The sequence below is a fragment of the Halovenus marina genome, assembly GCF_051414115.1.
Lineage (GTDB): Archaea > Halobacteriota > Halobacteria > Halobacteriales > Haloarculaceae > Halovenus > Halovenus marina.
Genome location: NZ_JBLKNZ010000001.1, coordinates 738,022 through 758,626 on the forward strand (window position 1 = coordinate 738,022; position 20,605 = coordinate 758,626).

The following is a 20,605-nucleotide window of genomic DNA, read 5'->3' on the forward strand; positions in this document are numbered from 1 at the left end:
GCCGCTCGGGATCAGTCGAGTTCAGCCCGTAGCAACTGTTCGCCAGCGTCGAGTAAGGCAGTGACTCGCTCCTCGCTCGGCGCTTCCGCGTAGACCCGGAGTTTCGGCTCCGTCCCCGAGGGGCGTACCAGCAGCCAACTGTCGTCGACGAGCCGGATCTTGAACCCGTCGACGGTCTGCACGCCAGCGACCTCCGTTCCCGCGACTCGGTCGGGGACTGCCCCATCGAGCGCGTCGATGACGGCGGCCTTCCGGTCGTCCGGACAGTCGATGCTCCGTCGGCTCTGTACGATCTGTCCGTGGGCGTCGACCAGCGCGTCGATCCGGTCATCGAGTGGTCGTTCGGTGTGTGCTGCTGCGAGCAAGAGCGCGAGCAACACGCCGTCCTTGTTGTGTAGATGCGCCCCGATTCCGTAGCCGCCGCTCTCCTCGCCGCCAGCGATGGCGTCGTGTTCGTCCATCGCCGCCGCGACCCACTTGAACCCGACCGCGGTTTCGTGAACGTCCTGTCCTGCCTCGCGAGCAACGCGGTCGACGAGACTGCTCGTCGAGACGGTTCGAACCGCGTCGCCGGGTTCGTACCGGTCGAGTAGATACTCGTACAGGACTGCAAGCAACACGTTCGGGTCGAGAAAGCCACGCGCAGGCGTGACGACACCCAGTCGGTCCGCGTCGCCGTCGTTGATAAATCCCAGATCGACGTCGCCAGCGTTCACCGCCGCGAGCAACTGCTCTGCGTGTTCCGGGAGCGGTTCCGGCGGCGTGCCGCCGAAGGTTGGGTCCCGCGTACAGCGATAGCTGGTGACCGTCGCCCCGCAGTCTTCGAGCAACGCATTTGTGACCCCGCGACCGCTCCCGTGCATCGCGTCGTAGCCAATCTCGACCCCGTCGAGGTCAGCGTCGACGAACGACTCGGCGTGAGCACAGTACGGGTCACGCAGGTCCACTTCCGTGATGAGTGCCTGCCACTCCCGGTCGATTGCCGAGAGTTCGACCGTCTCGACTGGTGTCTCTAGCGTTGCGAGGATGTCTTCGAGTGCGTCCGTCGTCGCCGGAAGGGCTGGCGAACCGGTCTCGGTGAGGAACTTGACGCCGTTGTACTCCGGCGGGTTGTGCGAGGCGGTCACCATCAGCCCGCCAGCGTAGTCCCCCTCCCGGACGGTCCAGGCGAGCGCTGGCGTCGGACAGTCCCTGTCGCTTACGGTCACGTCTCGGCCACTGCTGGCGACGGCCGCGGCGAGTTGGTCGGCTGCGTCCCGGGAGTGTTCGCGGGCGTCGTAGCCGACCGCGACTGGCCCCGTCGCGTTCCGCTCGTCGAGCAGCGTCGCGACTGCGCGTCCGATAGCGCCGACGCGGTCGAGGGTGAACGCCTCGCCCGCCGCGCGCCAGCCGTCGGTCCCGAACTCCATCATCTCGTAGGGGTAGTCACCAGCGCCCATACGCGAGCGTGACGGCGTGTCATAATAAAGAATGGCGCTTACCGAACGCGATGAACCATTATTGACTGCTCTGGTTCACAACCGCCAGGGGTGAATACAGGGTGCATATCACTCAGCCGAAGCAGACCTAAAAATGGAGTCGTGGTTCGGTCAATACAGAGAGTTAAATTCGTGAGTGATGATTCACTCGCTAGTCGAACGAGTGGCTCCCATTCTTGTGGGCGGCCATCTCTTATCAGCCATACAAACATTCTGCCGTGAGATAAAGATGTTGGAACTATTACTAAACCGTGTGGACTGGGCCTTCCGGGAAAGACGTGCCGTCATGGATAATCAACGTTGTATTGGGGGTTCTCTCCTGTTGACTGATGGTCTCCAGCACTGTGATTTACATAGGGTAGGACTCACTGCTTGGAGTAGTGATGGCTATGCAGGGGGCGACTAGATCCGCTAGACCGCTGTTTTGTAGTCAGTTGCTCAAGCACCGTGATGTGGAATCGGACGAGCGGTTAGCTACCCACGTCTGAGACGGTCCTGTTCTGGAGATCTACGATGGCCCTGAGGGGATCACGTTCCCCATCGGAAACTGACACCTCAACCTGCGCAACACCCTTCACGTAATCCGGTTGTCTCCGGAGGATGACACTGTCCTTTTTCTTGTCGAACGTTATGTTCGAAGTGTCGAAACTACCGGTGATGGTTTCTCCGGTTGCATTCGTCAGTTCGAAATCCGCTATCGTTATAGAATGGTCAGCGGTGAGTTTCCGAACCGGACTGACGACGAGGTTGTAGGAAGTAACACTATCGAGATACTGCTGTACGGTCTCGTTGTTGCGTGCTATTTCGGCCGCACGTTCTTGTTCGGACTCGGATAGCGGCGATGTCCGCTGGGTGTTGACAGAGACCGCTCCGTTCTGATCGACAATTTCGACGCTATCGACATTCGACATGTTCTTGACGACTGTTTGATTTTCCTCTCCGTCTGAGACACTAATCCCATCACCGGTGACGCTCACCGTTGGTCCTGCATTGTCTCCACTGATGGTGTTGCCAACGCCGAGTGCGACGCCAGAGGATCCGAGACTGACCCCGACGAGGCAGAGCGCAAGTAGAGCAGTGACACGGAGGTGAATGTCGCTAGCCATCTCGTTATGTTGTTGGGTGAAAGGCCACATGAGCGTTGTGTTGAAACGCGTTTCAAACCCGTTTCACGGCTGTTTCAGGGCTACTCCGCCCAATTCAGCCCAAAGAAAATCGACGGTGATTAGGGGAAGCCACAGACAGGGTGGAACATGAAGGCGAAGTCCCTCCACAGCGGGCATCTCGTTGCGGCCGTCGTCTTTCTCGCGGGAACGCTCGTACTCGCGGTCCAACTTTTGAGCCCTACCCCGGTCGTCGTTTCTGTCGGAGAGAACAACACAAACGTTGCCGAACTCGGCGGCTACTTCGGCTATCGTGACGTTGCTGTCGCAGCTGTGTCTGCCTGTGCAGTTGGTGCAAGTGGAACGTATCTTCTCATAGCTGGCCAGGCGTCCACGGGAAACGATGCGTCCGCCCCAGTGACTGAAACAGATGCGAACGACGCATCTGACCCATCAGAGGAACTCCTCGAAGCACGTCGAGAGGAGTGGGAAGAGACTGCCGACCGGTTGGCAGACAACGAGGCTGAAATCTATCAAGCGGTCTTAGAAGCCGACGGTGTGCTGGCACAGTCGGACATCGTTGAGCGAACCGATCTCTCGAAGGCGACAGTCAGTCGGTCGCTGGATAGTCTTGAAACCAAGAACCTCGTTGAGCGGAAACGTCGCGGTATGGGTAATGTCGTCCTGTTGCTCTGAAACGGCTGCAAACAGTCTGTAAAGGCGTTGCGAACTAGTTTCGGAACACGTTAACAACGGGTCTCTAAGGGGGTTTTCATATAACGGTGGGGTGAGTGCCGCGGGCGACAGGCCAGCGAAGCGGTGGTCCGCTCGCCTGCAGGCGCTCGCCACACAGAATGAAATCGAAACTATTCGCACTCGCGCTCGCCGCGGCTGCAGTCATGGCAGTCGGCGTTGGCGGCGTGGCCGCCGCCGACGGCGCGAGTCCCGACACGGTACAGATCGACGATCAGTCTGCAGAGCAGACCGAAGACGCTGAGGACGACGAGGCAACGAAGTTGACAGCCGACGACTCGTTCAGCATGGACCTCGAGGAGAAGCAGATGCGGAGTAACGGTGACGGTGTAATTGTGGTCTCGCTGGAGGGCGACTTCTCCGGCTTCCCCGCGAGTTTCGACGAACCCGTTGAGCCGCCCGAGGAAGATCACGATTACGACCAGAAGCTTACCGCCGATCAGGCATTTACTGGGACTCTGGCCGGATTCTCCATCGGTACTGACGCCGGTGTGAGTCTGGTAGCCCAGTAACTGCTGAGGGCCTCGCGCTCCGATTCGTTGCTCTCCCAAACGGGTTCTCTCCCGTTTTTCTCTCCGTTGTTCGGAATCCGACTAGCACAAAGGTGCTTTAGCTTAGGTGGCCCTATACTGCTGGCTGTCCGTTCGTACAGATATTCGCCACCCCGGGATGGCGAATTCGCTCAAAATGGGACAGCCAGCAGTGTAAGCAGTCGATCCAGTAATCGTGGGAAAGAATTTATCAGCGTCTGCTGTATCTTCTCTCTGTCTCTTGACGCCAGCCAGTACCAATCTCGCCTCTGCGATAGTTGTTTCACCAGTGTAGAGAAGAACCGAACGAATCTTGATCGGACCGATCGTCAGGCTTCCTCGCCCGCCTCGTCGTCCGCGCCGCCTGCCTTCTCGGCGAGGATCTCTGCGCCCTGTTCGGAGAGTTCGGGGACGACGTCGGCGTTCGTGACCTTCGTTATCTCGTCGATGTTCCCCGAGAGCACGTACAGCGCGTCCTGCGGGTTCGGGTAGACCATCATGTAGCCGTGTTCGCCCATCGTGATGAGTTGGGTGTCGGAGACGGCGACCTGCTCGTTCTGGATGGTCGCTGCGACGGCCGGGAGCGCCGCCGGGCGGCCGTCGTCGTCTTCCTCGGTGACCATCCGGATGTGGACGTCGTCGAAGCCGAGTTCGTCTTTGTACTCCTTGATGACTTCCGCGCAGGCGACCAGGTCGCGCGTGACCGCCGTCTTGTGTTCGTTCTCGTGTTCGCCCTCGTAACAGTGCTGGCAGACCCGGAGTTCAAGCCGCATTATCAGAGGTTACGCGCTGAGCGAAAAGAGCGTTCCGTTCGAGTGTTGCCGTCTCGTGGCGTGACACCGGGACTTCTGCCGACTGCCGACTCACCGCCGTCCGCCGAGTTTCGAGAGCGCGGAGAACACCTGCTGGCGAACCTGTTCATCCTCGGTGGCGTCCAGCAGTTTGTCGAGGCGTTCCGCGGTTTCCTCGTCACCGATCTTGCCCAGCACGAACGCCGCCTGTCCGCGGGCTTGCCCGTCCATGTCGGGGTTTTCGACCACGTCGAGCAGTTCCCGCTCGACGTAGGTGCCGCCGATTTCTGCGAGGCTCGTCGCGGCGAACTGCTGGGTCATCTGGCCGCCGTCTTCGAGCGCCGTGATGAGCGCGTCCACCGCGTCACGGTTCTCCTCGTCATCGAGCACCCGGCCCAGAAGCCACGCCGTGTTGCGTCGCTGTGCTGGCTGAGTGCTCTCGTCGAGGATTTCGACGAGCGGCGCGACGACCGTTTCGTCTTCTGTCTCCGAAAGCTGACCGACGACTGTCTCGCGGATCTCGTGGCTCTTGTCGGTTGGGACGTTCGAGAGCAGTTCGATGAGCGAAAACACTGCAGTCCGTTGCACGACATCAGAGGGGTCGGCGAGCGCGTCGACGAGGTGCTCGACGGGGCGGTCGTTCTCGAACTTCCCGAATCCGTTCACCGCGATCCGTCGGACGCGCTCGCTGTCGTCGTCGTAGAGTTGCAACAGCGCCTGCAGCGCCTGTCTGTTCCCGATCCGACCGAGCGCCTGCGCGGCGTCGAGACGGACCGCCGCCTTCGGATCCCCGAGCAGGCCCGTGAGTGCGTCGGTCGCACGCGCGTCACCGATCTCACCGCAGGCCCGTGCTGCCCGAGCGCGAACTCGCGGATCGCTGTCATCGAACCGTTCGGTCAGCGGTCCGACGGCGTCGGCGTCACCAATCTCACCGAGCGCGTTGGCTGCGGCCATCCGCAGTTCCGGAACACCCGCGTCGAGCGCGCGAATAAAGGCCTTCGCCTTCATCCAATCCGCCCCGTCTTCGAGGTCCACGTCGGCCATGCTGGTGAGCAGTGCTTCGAGTGCGTCCTGTCCCAGTTGGTCGAGCGCGTCGATAGCGGCTGCGACGACGGTGTCTGACTCGTCGGTGTCGACGGCCCGCACGAGCGCGTTGACGATGTCACCCCGGTCGTCGTGTTCGTCGAGTTGACCGAGCAACTCGGCGGCCCGACTCCGGACGGTCTCGTTCTGTGACTCCCGGAGCACCCTGATGAGTTCCTGTGCGTCGCCGTCGCGTTCGTATTCGTACAGAGACATCAGACGCGTCGGTAGATGCGGTGTTGTTTGTGAACTGGCTCGAAACTATCGCGACACTCCGCGGGCAGCGTTTCGGTCATCCCGATCATGAGATACCCCTCATCACGGAGCGATCCTCGGATCGTCTCGAAGATTGGCACCTTGTAGGAGGCGTCGATGTAGATGAGTAGGTTCCGACAGAGCACCAGATCGAAATCCCGCTTCGGGTCACCACGGATGAGGTCGTGTTGCTCGAAGGAGACCGGCTTCTTGACCCGGTCCCGGACCGAGAACTGGCCGTCCTGCTCGTCGATGTACTGGTCGTACTCTCCGAGCACTTCGAGCTCGTCAGCGATGTCGGTCGTCTGTGACGTCTCGTAGACGCCCGCGCGTGCTTTCTCCAGGATGTCAGGGTTGATGTCTGTGGCCGTAATATCGACCCGGCGGTCGGTGATCTCCGGGTCGTCGAGTGCGAGCATCGAGAGTGAGTACGGCTCACGCCCGTCCGCACAGGGTGCGCTCCAGATCCGAACCGACCGGTTGTTCGCGGTCAACTCCCGGAGGACCAGTCGGAGCTTCTCCCACGCTTCCGGGTTGCGAAAGAAGCCGGTGACGTTGATCGAAAGCGAGTTGAGGAGCTTCTCGCGCTCGCTCTCGTCGCGTTCGAGCAGGCGCTTGTAGGTCCGATAGTCGTCGATGTCCGTCCGACGCATCCGGGCGGTGATCCGTCGGTCGAGATACGCGTCGTTGTAGAAGTCGGACTCGAAATCCAGCTCCGACTCGATGAACCCGAGCAGTTCGGTGAACGAGCGCTCCTCACTCCGGTTCATACCGTCACCACATCGAGGATGTGGACGATGTTGCCGTCCCCGAGCACCGCCGTCCCGGACAGCCCCGGCGTGCCGCTCAGAATGCCTTCGAGGGGTTTGACGACGACTTCCTCCTGTGCGTTGACCGAGTCACAGCGCAAGGCGATCTGTCGCTCGGACTCGCGGATGCGAACCAGCATTCCGCCTGCGGTGCCGCCGTCGGTCGCCGCGCCCCGTCCGGGCACGTCGAAGGTCTCTCCCAGGTCGACGACGGGGTAGATTTCGTCGTTGTGCTTGATGACCTCCTGGCCGTTGACCTGCTTGATCTCGTCGGTTCGGGTGATCTCGTCGACGTTTTTGATCGGCACGCCGTACTCCTCCTCGCCGACCTGGACGAACAGCACCTTCACGATGGCCATCGTCACCGGCAGGCGCAAGGAAACGGTCGTCCCCTCGCCGGGCGTGCTCTCGACGTTGACCGACCCGTCGAGTTGCGTGACGGTGTCGTGGACGACGTCCATCCCGACGCCGCGCCCGCTCGTGTCGGTGACCTCGTCGGCCGTCGAGAAGCCGGGATGGAAGACGAGATCGTAGATTGCGGAGTCGTCCATCGTTTCGATCTCCTCCGGGGAGCGCACGTCGTTTTCGATGGCGGTGCGTTTGATCTCCTCGACGTCGAGGCCGCCGCCGTCGTCTTCGACCTGGATGATGACGTGGTCGCGCTCGCGGGAGGCGCGAAGCGTGACCTGTCCCTCGCGGGGCTTGCCGAGTCGCTCGCGCTCGTCGGGCGCTTCGATACCGTGGTCGAGGGAGTTCCGAATGATGTGCATCAGCGGGTCGCTGATCTCGGTGAGGATCGTCCGGTCGAGTTCGATGTCCTCGCCCTCTATCTCGAAGTTCACGTCCTTGTCGAGTTCGCGCGAGAGGTCCCGCACCATCCGCGGGAACTTGCCGACGACTTTCTTCAGCGGGATGAGCCGCATGTCCATCACGGTGTTCTGGAGGTTGGCCGTGATCTTGTCGAGTTCGCCCAGCGTCTCGCTGGCCGAGTCCATGTTCTCCTGCTCGACGGCCCTGCGGAGTTTGATCCGACTCGTGACGAGTTGCTCGACGAGACCGTGCAGGTCGTCAAGCTGGTCGACGTCGACTCTGACGGACTTGATCTCGTCGACGGAGTGTTCGTCAGTCCCGGACGGCTCTGCCCCGCCGCTCTCCTCGGTCAGCTCGTCGGTGATCTCGGTGACAGTCGCCGTGTCGATTGCGCCGATCGTATCGAGTTCGGCATCGACGCGAGCGAGGTCGTCTGTCTCGATGACGAGACCAAAGGTCTCCTCGTAGTTGCCATCCTCGATAGCTGTCCGGTCGGGGATCCCGTCGTGGACTGTGAACAGTTCCTCGACGCGTTCGATCGCGAGCATTGCGTCCACACCCGGCATGCTGCTCTCACCGATGTCGACCTCGATATGTGCGACTGTCCCGTCTATCTCCGCTGTGTCGACGTCGATGCTGTCGGTGTCGATGGACGATGTGTCACCAGTGTCGGGGGTCTCACCGGCCGCTGTCTGGGTGGGTGTTTCTCCACCGTCGCCGTCGAGCGCTCCTCGAAGCTGTGAGACCATCGCGCTCGTGTCCGTCGAGGACTCGCCTTCCTGTTCGATCTCCTCGACGATCACCTCGATCTGGTCGACGCCTGCGAAGACGAGATCCATTATCTCCGGTGTGACCGCCATGTTCCCTTCGCGCATCTCGTCGAGCAGATCCTCGATCGCGTGGGCCAGATTCGAGGCGTCCTCGAAGCCCATCGCGCCGAAATTTCCCTTCAGCGTGTGGGCTGTCCGGAATATCTGGTCCATCGCTTCCTGGTCGGTCGGGTCCGATTCGAGTGCGAGCAGCGAGTTGTTCAGCTTGGTTATCTCCTCTTCGCTCTCGCGGATGAACGCGTCGAGATACTGGTCGTCCATGTCAGATCACCTGTGTCATTGTGTTGTCTCCAGTTTGCAGCTGTCGAGGATCCCCGCCGCAATTTCGCCTATCGGCAACACGTCGTCGACGTATCCCGACTCGATCGCGCGCTTTGGCATCCCGAACACCGCAGACGTCTGCTCGTCCTGTGCAATCGTGTGTCCCCCGACCGCCTTGATCGATTTGATCCCCGCAGTGCCGTCCTCGCCCATCCCGGTCAGGATCACGCCGACGAGCGGGTCGTCGACGACCTCTGCCGCGCTCGACATCGTCATGTCGACAGCGGGGCGGACGCTGTTGACTGGCGGATCCTCCGTTAGCTTGACCCGAAGTCGACCGTCGCGGTAGTTCGAGACGATCATGTGCTTGCCTCCCGGTGCGACCAGCACGTCACCGCCCCCGATGCGATCGCCGTTTCCAGCCTCGCGGACGCTGTACTCCGTTCGGTCGTCGATGCGCTCGGCAAAGCGGCCGGTGAACCCCTCGGGCATGTGCTGGACGACCAGCACCCGCAGGTCGGCGGCAAGCGGCAGTTCTGAGAGGAGCTGTTCGACCATCTTCGGGCCGCCGGTCGAAGATCCGATGAGTACTGTCGGGTTGTCGACGTAGGTGCACGCCTCCGGGCGTGACGTTTCGACGCCCGTGTCGCGCTCGTCGACTGACTCCGTCTCCTGACCGACATCGGCCTCGGCAACCGACAGTACCATCTCGACGAGTTGGTCTTCGAGGCGTGGCATCTCCATCGACACCTCGCCGCCTGGCTTCGTGAACACGTCGACTGCGCCCTTATCCAGCGCCTCGAAGGTCACCTCGGCGTCCTCGTCGGTGTGAGCCGACAGCATCAGGATCGGCGTCGGCGCAGTCGCCATGATCTGGTCGACTGCTTCGAGGCCGTCCATCTCGGGCATCTCCACGTCCATCGTCACCACGTCCGGACCGTGTTCCTCGACGGCTGTGACCGCTTCCTGCCCGTTCCGGGCCTGTGCGACGACGTCGATGCCGCCCTCCGTCAGAATATCCGAGATGACACTCCGCATGAAATGGGAGTCGTCTGCGACGACAGCACGCGGCCCAGTCTGTGCCATCGTCAGACCACCGACTGTGGAAACGGTCTCTCCCGTCGGTCAGTGCTCGGCTGCATTCTCATGTCCTACTGTGATTAGTGCCCAAATAAAGACACCGACCCCGTAATCAATTGTGATAGCACGGGGGGCAAATTTAAGTCCGTACCTGGCGCATCGTGTGGATACGAACCGCGAGACGGAACCCGATACGAACTGCGAAGCGAACCCGAATCGATCCGCAACTGGGAGGCAACTCAGATGGCTACAACGACAACGGACCAAGTACTCGAATTCGACCTCGGCGAGGAGACATACTGTGTGAGTATCGACTACGTCACCGAAATCGTCGACATCGACGACGTGACGTCGGTGCCAAACTCCCCGCCGCACGTCGTGGGGGTGATGGACCTTCGGGGTCGAACAACTTCGATCATCGACCCCAAAGTCGTGTTCGGCATCGAAAACGGCGATGACCCACAGCGGATCATCGTCTTCGACCCGGACATCGTCGAGGACCAGAGCGCTGCAGGCTGGCTCGTCGAGGAGGTCAATCAGGTCGTTCAGGTCGATACGGCCGACGTCGATCGGTCGCCCGCCGCAGACGACGAGGCGATCCACGGCGTGATCAAACAGGGCGGAAACGACTTCGTCATCTGGGTCGACCCCCAGTCAGTTCACAGCTGATCGGTCTCAACGCATCCGGAGATGGCTCGACAGGTGTCGAATCCGGGTCGAACTTGACACCGAGAGCAAACAAGACTTTTTACCGGGGGTCGAGTATGTGTCGATCACTCACGTGACGATGGTGGAACTAACGAAAACAGGCATCGACGGACTCGATGAGATACTGGGCGGTGGAATCGTGCGCAACTCGACGACGCTCGTCAGCGGGAATCCGGGGGCTGGAAAGAGTATTCTCGGGCTGCAGTACATCTACAACGGCGTCGAGCAGTTCGGTGAGAAAGGCATCTTCCTCTCCTTCGAGGAAAACGAACAGGACCTGCAGGAGGCGGCTGAATCGATTGGGTTCGAGAACTGGCAGGAGTACGTCGAGAGTGGGGACATCAAGGTGTACGACAAGCGAGTCCTCCTGAAGGAAAACGACTTCGAGTCCTCGCTGAGTCTGCTGCTCGGCGACCTGGACAACGACGAGTACTCCCGACTGGTGCTCGACTCGCTGACGATGTTTCAGCTGTTTTTCGAGACCGAGCGCGAAAAGCGAGAGTATCTGCTGAAGTTCACCGATATCCTCGCGGAGAACAATCTCACGACGCTGATGACAAACGAACAGGGGACAGTGTTTCCCGAGACCGACATCGGACTCGAAAACTTCCTCACGGACGGAAACATCTTCTTGCTCCAGACCCCGACAGACTCCGGTGTCAATCGATACCTCTGGGTGGCGAAGATGCGAAAGCAAAACATCGACACCGATATCTTCCCGATGGAGATCGACACGGGTGGTCTCACGGTACACAAAAATGCGAGCGCGTTCTCGATGATGAGCGACGAGGAATCGCCGCTGTAGTCGCGCCGTTACTTCGCGGTTACTCTCATTATTACCAGAGAAAACAGCAGTTTCCCTGGCTATCTGCGTCATTTTCGGCAGATCCGTCTCTCATCAGGGACTGCAGACGACGATGCCAGCTATCCCAATACTTTTATGCTTCTCGTAATTTATAATTTGATAACGGATGGCATCAGAGGAGTTGCTCAGGACGTTGGGGAACAAATACAGCGCTGAGATTCTGGATGCGACCGACGAACCGCGGTCGGCCCAGGAGCTAAGTGACGAACTCGAGATACCGATCGCGACCTGCTATCGACGGATCGACGAGTTGACCGAACACAACTTGCTGGAACTGCACGATAACATTCTCTCGGATGACAGACGGCGGATCAAGGTCTATCGGCGGAACGTCGAAGCGGTTCGGGTGGAGTTCGACGACGACCTCTCTGTGACAATCGAGGAACGCTCTGAGGTGACGAACACGCTCGACGAGGCCTGGCGGACACTTTCGGAAGGGTAAGCCCCGATTGCGCCAAGACTGGGATGCCTGTCGGTACCATCTCTTTCGTATTATTCTCGCACACACGCACGATATCGGACGGCAACGCTGCGATTATCACTTGGGATATTTTCGGGCGTAGCTTTAACAATAGTGATCCGGTATCCTCATCTGGTGCCTACCACAGTCGAACTCCTGTATGCGGTGACGACACTGATCTTCGTAGTGGCAGGGCTGACGATGGTCGGAATGGGCATCCGAGCCTACGTGCAGACATCGCGCACTGCGATGTTGCACCTGTCGATCGGGTTCACGCTCGCAGTCGCAGGTGCAGCAGCGACGATGATCAGTGCGTTTCAGAATAATTTCCAGGACACTCAATCCCTGCTTCTGGTCAACACTGGTCTGACGACGCTTGGATTCCTGTTTGTGATGTACAGCCTCGTCATCTACGAATGAAACAACGGCGTGAGAAGTATGAACTGACCCGCAAGACTAGCGAACCTCCTCAGCATCGACCGATTCGCGGCAGTATATCCTGATGCAGAGAATTGCCGTCTGTGCGGGATAACACCTGTATTATCACTCAAAAAAGCGGCCTGTACGCTCGGTCTACCGGGTTTTCAGTGTCGATAATTGCGGGGGTACCCTTATGTAGAAACTCTCGATAGCTTGTAGTAAGTCTGGAGACTCCAGGCGAGGATACACAAATGAGACCACTGACAATCGACGACGACAGAGGCCAGGTGGGTATCGGAACGCTGATCGTGTTCATCGCGATGGTGCTGGTGGCAGCGATCGCCGCGGGCGTTCTGATCAACACGGCTGGCTTCCTGCAGAGTCAGAGCGAACAGACCGGCCAACAGAGTACCGAACAAGTCACCGATCGGCTGCAAGCCGTTTCTACTTCTGGTGAAGTCGATACAAGCGAAGGTTTGATCTACGAGGTAAACGTGACGGTGTCGAAAGCGCCAGGTGCGGGTGATATCAATCTGCTGAATGTGACGGCGCAGTGGACCGGCCCCTCTGGTTCCTACGACATCCTCAATAGTCTCGTGGCTGGTGGAGATGAGGATGGTTCGACTGTGGAGGGATTCACGACTGACGACTTTAAGGACGCAAGTGACTCGTACGATCGTGGTGATTCTGAGGTGCTGACGAGTTCTGACGACCGGTTCATCATGACCTTTACGTTGGGCACCAGTAGTTACTCTTTGGGTAGTGGTTCGCTCACCGCCCCTGACGCGACTAACGGTGAACGAATCACAGATGGTCCGGAGCCGATTGGCGAGAACGAAGAGGTGCTGATCGAGTTGACGACCCAATCGGGTGGCGTGACGGAAGTACGATTCAAGACGCCTGCCTCACTCCGGTCTGAAAGTTCCGTCTCACTGTAACGTCCTCGGTTATTACTTTCTGTTTTTGTCTCTACCGGTCAGCGGCAACGACCGGTTTCAGCACTGACTTGGTGCTTCTCCCATTCTCCCAAAAACTGCTACTCTGCTTGCTCTACGATGGATTATCACTAGCAATATTTCTAATTACGGCTTTTTCAGTGTCGATAATTGCGGGGGTACCCTTATATGGAAACTCTCGATAGCTTGTGGTAAGTCTGGAGACTCCAGGCGAGGATACACATGAGATCACTAACAATCGACGACGAGAGAGGCCAGGTGGGTATCGGAACGCTGATCGTGTTCATCGCGATGGTGCTGGTGGCGGCGATCGCCGCGGGCGTTCTGATCAACACGGCTGGCTTCCTGCAGAGTCAAAGCGAACAGACGGGACAGCAAAGTACGGAACAGGTCACCGACCGGTTGCAGGTTACTTCTGTTTCCGGTGAAGTTTATGCTGACGACGGTGAAATTCACGAAATTAATTTGACGGTGTCGAAAGCGCCGGGTGCGGGTGATATCAACCTGTTGAACGTGACGGCGCAGTGGACCGGCCCCTCTGGTTCCTACGACATCCTCAATAACAACGCTGCTCCGAACGACCCGTCAAATGCCTTAGCTGGATTCACGACTGACGACTTTAAGGACGCAAGTGACTCGTACGATCGTAGTGATTCTGAGGTGCTGACGAGTTCGGACGACCGGTTTATCATCACCTTTACCCTTGACACTACTGATCTAAATTCACCTGACGACACTTCACCCGTGCGGCTAACTAATGACGACAGCATCCAAGGAATGGAGGCCCTCGGCGAGAACGAAGAGGTGCTGATCGAGTTGACGACCCAGTCGGGTGGTGTGACGGAAGTGCGATTCAAGACGCCTGCCTCGCTGCGCTCTGAAAGTTCTGTCTCGCTGTAAGGGATCTCAGTTCATTTTTTCCTTTTAGTCTAAATGAGTAGCCACAGCTCTTCCGCTTAGACACCTTCTTTCGCTGATACGGATGAAAACCGCAATTTCACTACCGCTACTCTATAATTATCAGCAGTTTACTCTGCTTCTTTCTATATCTCGACCTCAGTTTCAGCGTCGATAATTGCGGGAATATGCTTATATGGAAACTCTCGATAGGTTGTGGTAAGTCTGGAGACTCCAGGCGAGGATACACATGAGACCACTGACAATCGACGACGACGAGAGAGGCCAGGTGGGTATCGGAACGCTGATCGTGTTCATCGCGATGGTGCTGGTGGCGGCAATCGCGGCGGGCGTTCTGATCAACACGGCTGGCTTCCTGCAGAGTCAGAGCGAACAGACCGGCCAACAGAGTACAGAACAGGTGACCGACCGACTACAGGTTGTCTCCACCTCTGGTGTAGTCGACTCGACGGACGGGGAGATACACGAAGTGAACGTGACGGTGTCGAAAGCGCCGGGTGCGGGTGATATCAACTTGTTGAACGTCACGGCGCAGTGGACTGGTCCATCCGGATCCTATGACCTCCTCAACAATCAGGCGATCGAAGGAATCCAACTACCCGCCAACGACGTGAAGGGGTTCACGACAGACCAGTTCAAAGACGCCAGTGACTCGTATGAACGCGGTAAATCCGAAGTCCTGACGAGTTCGGACGACCGATTCATCATGACCTTCACACTGAAACATGATGACACTAACGTAGATGACAACAGGATCACAAACAGTGACGCCGGCTCGCTCGATATTTCTCCACTAGGTGAGAACGAAGAGGTGCTGATCGAGTTGACGACCCAGTCGGGTGGCGTCACAGAACTGCGATTCCAGACGCCTGCCTCGCTCCGGTCTGACAGTTCCGTCTCGCTGTAACGCATCAGCCGTTTTCTTTCTTTTTTGCTATCGCCCTCGACAGCCCCGCAACTAGCAACATGCCGTCTGTCAGTCTCTCTCTTCGACCACAGACGTCATGCGGAGACCGTCAGCCACGAGTCAGACGCGGAGATACGCTTATACGCGTTCGTCACAGAGCATAGATATGGTCGATGGGCCCGACGACCTCGACCCGGAGGAGAATGCTGGGCCTGAAGAGGGGCGGGTACTCTCGCCCGAGGAACTTGACATCAGCGACAGCGAACACGTCACGCAACTCGACGAGGGCCGCTTCGTCGTCTCGCCGGACGCCCAGAGCGGGCCACCGCAACCGCCCGAACCAGCACGGCAACCTTCAGACGAGAGTGAGGATCCCTCGGCGGAGGAATCAGAACCCGAACCGGAGCCGGAACCGCCCGAGACTGGCCGAACCAGTCTCGGCACTCAACCGAAGACAGACGACGCGGAACTCTCGCTCGATGCCGTTCACGCGTGGTTGCGGGACGATTTCGAGTCGAGCGACTCCCGGTATGCGTTCGACGTGACCGCCTCCTTCGAGGGGACGGTGAGCCAGCGCCGGATGCAGTCAAACGACGTGGTCACCGTCTTCGAGAGCCTCCTGCTCTGGTACGCTCAGCAGGTCGACGAGAACACGCCCGTCGAGGAGGTGCTCGGCATCCTGCTGATGGAGTCGAACGTTCCCGTCCGGTATCCACCCAAAAGCATACACGCGCTCATCAAGTCGAGCGGGCTCGACCCCGACGACTCGATTGCCGAGTTGCTGGCAGCTATCAGGGAGGACGACGGACTCCAGCTATAATCGCGCTGACGATGCAGACCACGCGATGACGAGGCCGACTGCATAATGACGAGAGCGACAGACCGAGAACACGCTGACGCTATGATGGCATGGATTGGAACCGCACACTGAGCGATCTGACGGTGGACCGTTTCGTTGCCGTTCTAGCAGTCGTCGTGTTCGTTCTCGCCCTCGCCAGCCCGCTCGTCGGACTGTCGCTGACAGAGTCCGGATCTGACAACTTTCAGGACGGCACTGCCACCATCACCGTGGAGCAACCGACCACAGACCGGTTGTCCGTGACTGCGGGTCGGTTTGGGACGCGCGCAGTCTATCTCCGGGTTCCGGATCTGGTCGCGACAGTCGAAGCAGTCTCCGGACAGCCACGGATCATCTACGAGATAACGGTTCCTGAACTGGGTGTCGAACTCAGGGAAACGCGCGTCGTCGATTCGACCGGAACGGTCCGGGTGCGGATGGAGGACCGCGCGTTCGAACGGCTTTCTGCAGGGGCCTACGACGCGCGACTCGTCGTTCGTATCCAGAGCACCGACGGGGACTGGACAGTCCGTGACCGGCCGCTGGAGGTGACTGTTCCATGAGCGCAGAGACCACGAGCGACGCGGCGGACGCGACGAGCCGAGCAGAACGCGGGTTTCGGGACCGGATCAGAACAGTCCTGTTTGGCGACGGCATCGGTGTGATGCTGTTTCTCGGAGCAATCGCATTTTACACGCTGTACTGGCGTGTCGGCTTTTTTATCGCAGATTCTGTGACGGTCGCAAACGCGCTCGCAAACGTCGCAGAGGGTCGACTCGCGGTCACCGAGAGCCGCTACGGGCTGGCTCCCGGGATACAACCGGGGATGGTGGAGGTCGACGGGACACTGTATGGCCGCAACTACGGGCACGTCTTTCTCGCCGTGCCGGTACTCGCCGTCATCGAACTGGTCGACGTTCTGACCGACCTCCGACTCGCGCTCGCGGGCGTCTGGAGTCTCGTCGTGCTGGCGCTGTTTCGGCGCTGTGGGCGCTACGCCGACCGCAACTGGCTTGGGACGGTAGGTGCCGTTCTCGCGACGGGGCTCTTTCTCGGGGCTGTCGCAGTCGGGACGGCGATTCCGGACGACCAGCATCCGGTACTCGCCTTGCAACTGAGTACGATGCTCGTGGGCGCGCTCGCGGCGACGACGCTGTATCGACTCCTCGCCCGGTTTCACGGGCGACGGGTGGGCGCAGTCGCGGGGCTCGCGTTCGTCGTCGCCACGCCAGTCAGCTTCTGGGCGACGATTCCGAAACGTCACGTTCTCACGGTCGGGCTGGTCGTTCTGACGCTGTACTGGTTCGCGGTGAGCCGCGATTCCAGCCACCTCGGCGCGCGCGCCGGTGCCTACGGAGCCTTCGGTCTGTTCGCGCTGCTTCATCCATTCGAGGCGGTCTTTCTGCTGGCAGTGTTCGCGCCGCTCGATTTCCTGACCGCACCCACGAACGACCGGTACAGCACGGCGGTCATCGGCGGCGTCTTCTTCCTGTCGGTACTCCCGCTGTTCGTCGTCAACACGCTCATATCGGGCAATCCACTCAAGGTGCCACGGTTGCTCTCGGCAATTCCCGACGACTTCACCGGACGAGCACCCGGGGAAGCAGCCGATCCGGGCGGACAGACTGGCAACGGATCCGCGACTGGAAGTGGTGGGCCAGCCAACGGATCTGTCGAGGACGACGGCTTCCTTCCCGGTCCGATCGGACGAGGGCTTGGCTACACTACAACTGTCGTCGGTTTCATGCTCGATGCCGTCACGAGCGGGCTGGATGCGCTCCGTGACCCCGAACGGCTCTATCACACGTTCGTCAGAAGTGGGTGGATTCCGGACCTTCGCTACGAGGTCAACGACTTCGAGACGGTCGAGTTGACCATGCTCGAATCGTTCCCGTTGTTTGCCGCCCTGCTGTGGCTTCCCGTCGCCGCCGTCCAGCGGCTTCGTGCAACCGAAATCATGCGGTTTCGGGGCGTGTTGCCAACGACAGCCGCCGGTCAGACCGATCTGCTGGCTGCTGGTTACGCCGTCGTGTTTACCGTCGTCTACCTGCCGCGACTGCCGCTTATCTCTCAGATCACCGTTCGGTACATCCTGCCGGTCGTCCCGCTGATTCTCTACGGTGTCGTTCGGTTCGGCGTGGTCAACGAGGCGATAGCCCGACACTGGCGTGCCCTCGCTGGGAGCTATCTCGTGACGCTCCTCGTGGGTGGAATTGCGCTTCTGACCGCGCTGTTTACGCTCGGACTCGCATCGGGCGAGGCGATGCAACTGCATGCACTGCTCGGAATCGCCGCGGGTGCGGTCGGTGCGCTCGCCGTGCTCTCGGAGCCACTCCACGAACGCCGGGATGTCGTCGCTATCGGACTTGGCGTACCGGCGGCAGCCGCGACGCTACTCGTCTGTTTCAGCGGGCTCGTCTACTTCCAGTATGGCCCGTTCGCACTCGATGTCGTCCGCGTCGCGACCGACTGGCTTCCCACCGTGTAGCTGGCATGTCGTCCCTCTCCCGGCCCGGAGTATCAACGTCGATAATCTCCGGGAAGCATTTATTTACACGTTTCCGGTACATTCCGGGTGAGAAATGGCAGAAGTACTGATCGCTGACGACTCCGAGTTCATGCGGAACCTGCTGCGGGAAATCCTGGAGGAGGACCACACGATAATCGGGGAAGTCGAAAACGGTGTCGAAGCCGTCGAGGTGTTCAAAGAAGAGCAGCCGGATCTCGTGATGATGGATATCGTGATGCCGATCCGCGACGGGATCGAGGCCACAGACGAGATCAAAAACGCAGCGCCGAGCGCGAACGTCATCATGTGTACGAGTGTGGGACAGGAGGAGAAGATGAAAGAGGCCGTCAAGGCGGGGGCGGACGGGTACATCACCAAACCCTTCCAGAAGCCGAGCGTCATGGAGGCCATTCAGGACGTCGTTCCCTCCTAACGATGCAGGTGGACGTCCAGTCGCTCGACACGTTCAACCAGCTCGCTCACAGCGGCGCACAGGAGGCGACCGCCGCCCTCGCGCAGATGACCGGGATCGAGGCGACCGTCGAGGTGACGCACATCACTCTGATCGACCGCGCCGACGTTGGCGGCGAACTCGGGACGGGCACGTTCACCGGCGTTCAGTTCGACTTCGAGGGCGCACTCAGCGGTGAGACGGTGCTTGTGTTCGAGGAGGGAAGCACCGACCAGATCGTCGAGGCGCTGATGCCGGGTGGGTCGGCAGACGAGTCGATGGCCCGGTCCAGCGTTGAGGAGATCGGGAACATCATGATGAGCGGCTTCATCGACGGCTGGGCCGACTATCTCGGCGCGGGCATCGACCACACGCCACCGACCTATATCGAGCGTGACGGCGCGAACGTCTTGCCGGAGGGTCCGGACGCAGCCGACAACGACCAGGTGTTCGTGTTCCGGAGCGAGATTCGCTGGGCGGGCGCGGACATCGGCTTTTACATCTACATGCTTCCGGCCTACGACCCGATGGCAGAACTGATGGCCGACCAGGCCGGGTCCGAGGACGACGCCATCCCGATCGAAAAGCTCGAAGCGTTCAACCGAATGACCCGGGAGGGGACGAAAAACGCCGCGTCGAACGTCGAGATGATGTCCGGTATCGAGACCGAAGCGGAGGTCTCACAGATCTCCTTTGCCCCGATAGAGGACGTACCGAAGGCGCTCGGGGAGGAAACCGTCGTCGGGACCGTCGTGGAGTTCACCGGTGCGCCGAGTGGCTATCTGCTGGTGCTGTTCGACGAGCGGTCTGGCAAAAACGTCGCCGAGGCGCTGATGCCGGTCGAGATGGATGCCGACGGGCTGACAGACCAGCACAAGTCGGCCATCGAGGAACTCGGTAACATCATCACGAGCGGGTTCGTCGACGGCTGGGCGAACGTCTTGCAGCAGTCCATCGAGCACACGCCGCCGCGGCTGGTCCACGACATGGGGAAGGCGGTCATCGACCCGCTCGCGGCTCAGCTCGGCCAGCATCAGCGCCACGCCTTTATCATCGACTCGCGGATGCGAACGGACGAGGTCGATTTCGAGAGCGAGATCTACGCGCTCCCGAATGAAGCCGAACTCCGGGAGGCGCTCGACGCGTTGGCCGTCGAGCGAGCAGACCAGACCGAGGCCGACGTCGAAGAGATCTTCTGATCATGCACGGCACTGAGGGGACTGAGACGGAATGAAAGTCTACGACGGAAGCGAGACTGACGGGGACGCCGGAACCGGCGAACAGCGGAAGGTCGGCATCGCCGAGTACGACATCGTGACAAACGGCGCAGAACTGACGACGAGCGGTCTCGGTTCCTGTATCGGCGTTGCACTCTACGACACGAAGGCGAGCGTGGCCGGACTCGTTCACGTGATGTTGCCTGCGGCCGACGAGATGGAGGACGGCTCACCCGCGAAGTTCGCCGATTCGGGGACGGAACTGCTCATCGAGGAGATGGAAGTCGCCGGAGCAGACAGGACACGGCTGGAGGCGAAGATTGCTGGCGGCAGCGACATGCTCGACTTCTCGGAGGGCGGATCCGGCATCGGCGACCGAAACGCAGCGCAGGTCCAGGAGACCCTCGCACAGTACAATATTCCGGTCGTCGGGGAGGATGTCGGCGGCGACTACGGCCGGTCGCTCCGACTGAACGGCACGAACGGCGACCTGGTCGTCACGAGCGCAAACAGAGAGAAACTCCATCTGTGACCATCCTGTCTGTGAGGTTCCGTGACCATCACACACCCCGG

The 20,605-nt window shown here is 60.0% G+C and carries 22 protein-coding genes; 15 read left to right on the plus strand and 7 right to left on the minus strand.

All coding sequences use genetic code 11. The annotated features are described in order from the left end of the window. Positions 1-11: 11 nt before the first annotated feature. A complete protein-coding gene (locus ACMGFL_RS03750; protein ID WP_436934197.1) occupies positions 12-1,439 on the minus strand; it encodes a phosphohexomutase domain-containing protein in 1,428 nt (475 codons plus the stop codon). Positions 1,440-1,948: 509 nt separating this feature from the next. Then, positions 1,949-2,584 carry a hypothetical protein gene (locus tag ACMGFL_RS03755; RefSeq protein WP_436934198.1) on the minus strand — a complete coding sequence of 212 codons (636 nt, stop codon included), beginning with the start codon at positions 2,582-2,584 and terminating at the stop codon, positions 1,949-1,951. Between the two features lie 147 nt (positions 2,585-2,731). On the opposite strand from ACMGFL_RS03755, the gene ACMGFL_RS03760 reads away from it, so the two are divergent. Both ACMGFL_RS03760 and ACMGFL_RS03765 read left to right on the plus strand, forming a co-directional pair. After that, on the plus strand, positions 2,732-3,277 hold the full coding sequence (locus ACMGFL_RS03760; protein ID WP_436934199.1) for a helix-turn-helix transcriptional regulator: 546 nt from the start codon (positions 2,732-2,734) through the stop codon (positions 3,275-3,277). Between the two features lie 158 nt (positions 3,278-3,435). Then, entirely contained in the window at positions 3,436-3,846 is a 411-nt protein-coding gene (locus tag ACMGFL_RS03765; RefSeq protein ID WP_436934200.1) for a hypothetical protein, read from the plus strand. A gap of 347 nt (positions 3,847-4,193) precedes the next feature. On the opposite strand, the gene ACMGFL_RS03770 is transcribed toward ACMGFL_RS03765, so the two are convergent. The 5 genes from ACMGFL_RS03770 to ACMGFL_RS03790 form a co-directional block, all read right to left on the minus strand. Beyond that, positions 4,194-4,637, minus strand: coding sequence for a hypothetical protein (locus tag ACMGFL_RS03770; RefSeq protein WP_436934201.1), 444 nt, complete (start codon positions 4,635-4,637; stop codon positions 4,194-4,196). 90 nt (positions 4,638-4,727) lie between these two features. Further along, the gene (locus ACMGFL_RS03775) at positions 4,728-5,954 is read right to left on the minus strand and encodes a HEAT repeat domain-containing protein (protein ID WP_436934202.1); all 1,227 of its coding nucleotides are present in this window, start codon (positions 5,952-5,954) and stop codon (positions 4,728-4,730) included. After that, complete coding sequence (locus ACMGFL_RS03780) at positions 5,954-6,763, minus strand: CheR family methyltransferase (protein ID WP_436934203.1); 810 nt, start codon at positions 6,761-6,763, stop codon at positions 5,954-5,956. Before ACMGFL_RS03780 ends, ACMGFL_RS03775 begins: the two co-directional genes overlap by 1 nt. Beyond that, the gene (gene cheA / locus ACMGFL_RS03785) at positions 6,760-8,703 is read right to left on the minus strand and encodes a chemotaxis protein CheA (protein ID WP_436934204.1); all 1,944 of its coding nucleotides are present in this window, start codon (positions 8,701-8,703) and stop codon (positions 6,760-6,762) included. The genes ACMGFL_RS03780 and cheA overlap by 4 nt, the downstream gene beginning before the upstream one ends. 15 nt (positions 8,704-8,718) lie before the next feature. Then, a complete protein-coding gene (locus ACMGFL_RS03790; protein WP_436934205.1) occupies positions 8,719-9,789 on the minus strand; it encodes a protein-glutamate methylesterase/protein-glutamine glutaminase in 1,071 nt (356 codons plus the stop codon). Between the two features lie 237 nt (positions 9,790-10,026). Between ACMGFL_RS03790 and ACMGFL_RS03795 the strand changes: the two genes are divergently transcribed. The 13 genes from ACMGFL_RS03795 (at position 10,027) to ACMGFL_RS03855 (ending at position 20,564) form a co-directional block, all read left to right on the plus strand. Beyond that, positions 10,027-10,452, plus strand: coding sequence for a chemotaxis protein CheW (locus ACMGFL_RS03795; RefSeq protein WP_436934206.1), 426 nt, complete (start codon positions 10,027-10,029; stop codon positions 10,450-10,452). Between the two features lie 118 nt (positions 10,453-10,570). Beyond that, on the plus strand, positions 10,571-11,296 hold the full coding sequence (locus ACMGFL_RS03800; protein ID WP_436934207.1) for an RAD55 family ATPase: 726 nt from the start codon (positions 10,571-10,573) through the stop codon (positions 11,294-11,296). A gap of 166 nt (positions 11,297-11,462) precedes the next feature. Continuing rightward, positions 11,463-11,798 (plus strand): helix-turn-helix domain-containing protein, encoded by a 336-nt coding sequence (locus tag ACMGFL_RS03805; protein ID WP_436934208.1) that lies wholly within the window; start codon positions 11,463-11,465, stop codon positions 11,796-11,798. Positions 11,799-11,951: 153 nt separating this feature from the next. Continuing rightward, positions 11,952-12,236: a DUF7521 family protein gene (locus ACMGFL_RS03810; protein ID WP_436934209.1), complete on the plus strand. Its 285-nt coding sequence runs from the start codon at positions 11,952-11,954 to the stop codon at positions 12,234-12,236. 251 nt (positions 12,237-12,487) lie between these two features. Further along, positions 12,488-13,174, plus strand: coding sequence for a flagellin (locus ACMGFL_RS03815; protein ID WP_436934210.1), 687 nt, complete (start codon positions 12,488-12,490; stop codon positions 13,172-13,174). 240 nt (positions 13,175-13,414) lie between these two features. Then, positions 13,415-14,092, plus strand: coding sequence for a flagellin (locus tag ACMGFL_RS03820; RefSeq protein ID WP_436934211.1), 678 nt, complete (start codon positions 13,415-13,417; stop codon positions 14,090-14,092). 247 nt (positions 14,093-14,339) lie between these two features. Further along, positions 14,340-15,017 (plus strand): flagellin, encoded by a 678-nt coding sequence (locus ACMGFL_RS03825; protein WP_436934212.1) that lies wholly within the window; start codon positions 14,340-14,342, stop codon positions 15,015-15,017. 166 nt (positions 15,018-15,183) lie between these two features. Continuing rightward, entirely contained in the window at positions 15,184-15,837 is a 654-nt protein-coding gene (locus ACMGFL_RS03830; RefSeq protein ID WP_436934213.1) for a DUF7500 family protein, read from the plus strand. A gap of 122 nt (positions 15,838-15,959) precedes the next feature. Beyond that, positions 15,960-16,418: a hypothetical protein gene (locus ACMGFL_RS03835; RefSeq protein WP_436934214.1), complete on the plus strand. Its 459-nt coding sequence runs from the start codon at positions 15,960-15,962 to the stop codon at positions 16,416-16,418. After that, on the plus strand, positions 16,415-18,343 hold the full coding sequence (locus ACMGFL_RS03840) for a glycosyltransferase family protein (RefSeq protein ID WP_436934215.1): 1,929 nt from the start codon (positions 16,415-16,417) through the stop codon (positions 18,341-18,343). Before ACMGFL_RS03835 ends, ACMGFL_RS03840 begins: the two co-directional genes overlap by 4 nt. 94 nt (positions 18,344-18,437) lie before the next feature. Beyond that, entirely contained in the window at positions 18,438-18,797 is a 360-nt protein-coding gene (cheY, locus tag ACMGFL_RS03845) for a chemotaxis protein CheY (RefSeq protein WP_436934216.1), read from the plus strand. Positions 18,798-18,799: 2 nt separating this feature from the next. Beyond that, on the plus strand, positions 18,800-20,014 hold the full coding sequence (locus tag ACMGFL_RS03850) for a chemotaxis protein CheC (RefSeq protein ID WP_436934217.1): 1,215 nt from the start codon (positions 18,800-18,802) through the stop codon (positions 20,012-20,014). 31 nt (positions 20,015-20,045) lie between these two features. Then, complete coding sequence (locus ACMGFL_RS03855; protein ID WP_436934218.1) at positions 20,046-20,564, plus strand: chemotaxis protein CheD; 519 nt, start codon at positions 20,046-20,048, stop codon at positions 20,562-20,564. Positions 20,565-20,605: the final 41 nt, after the last annotated feature.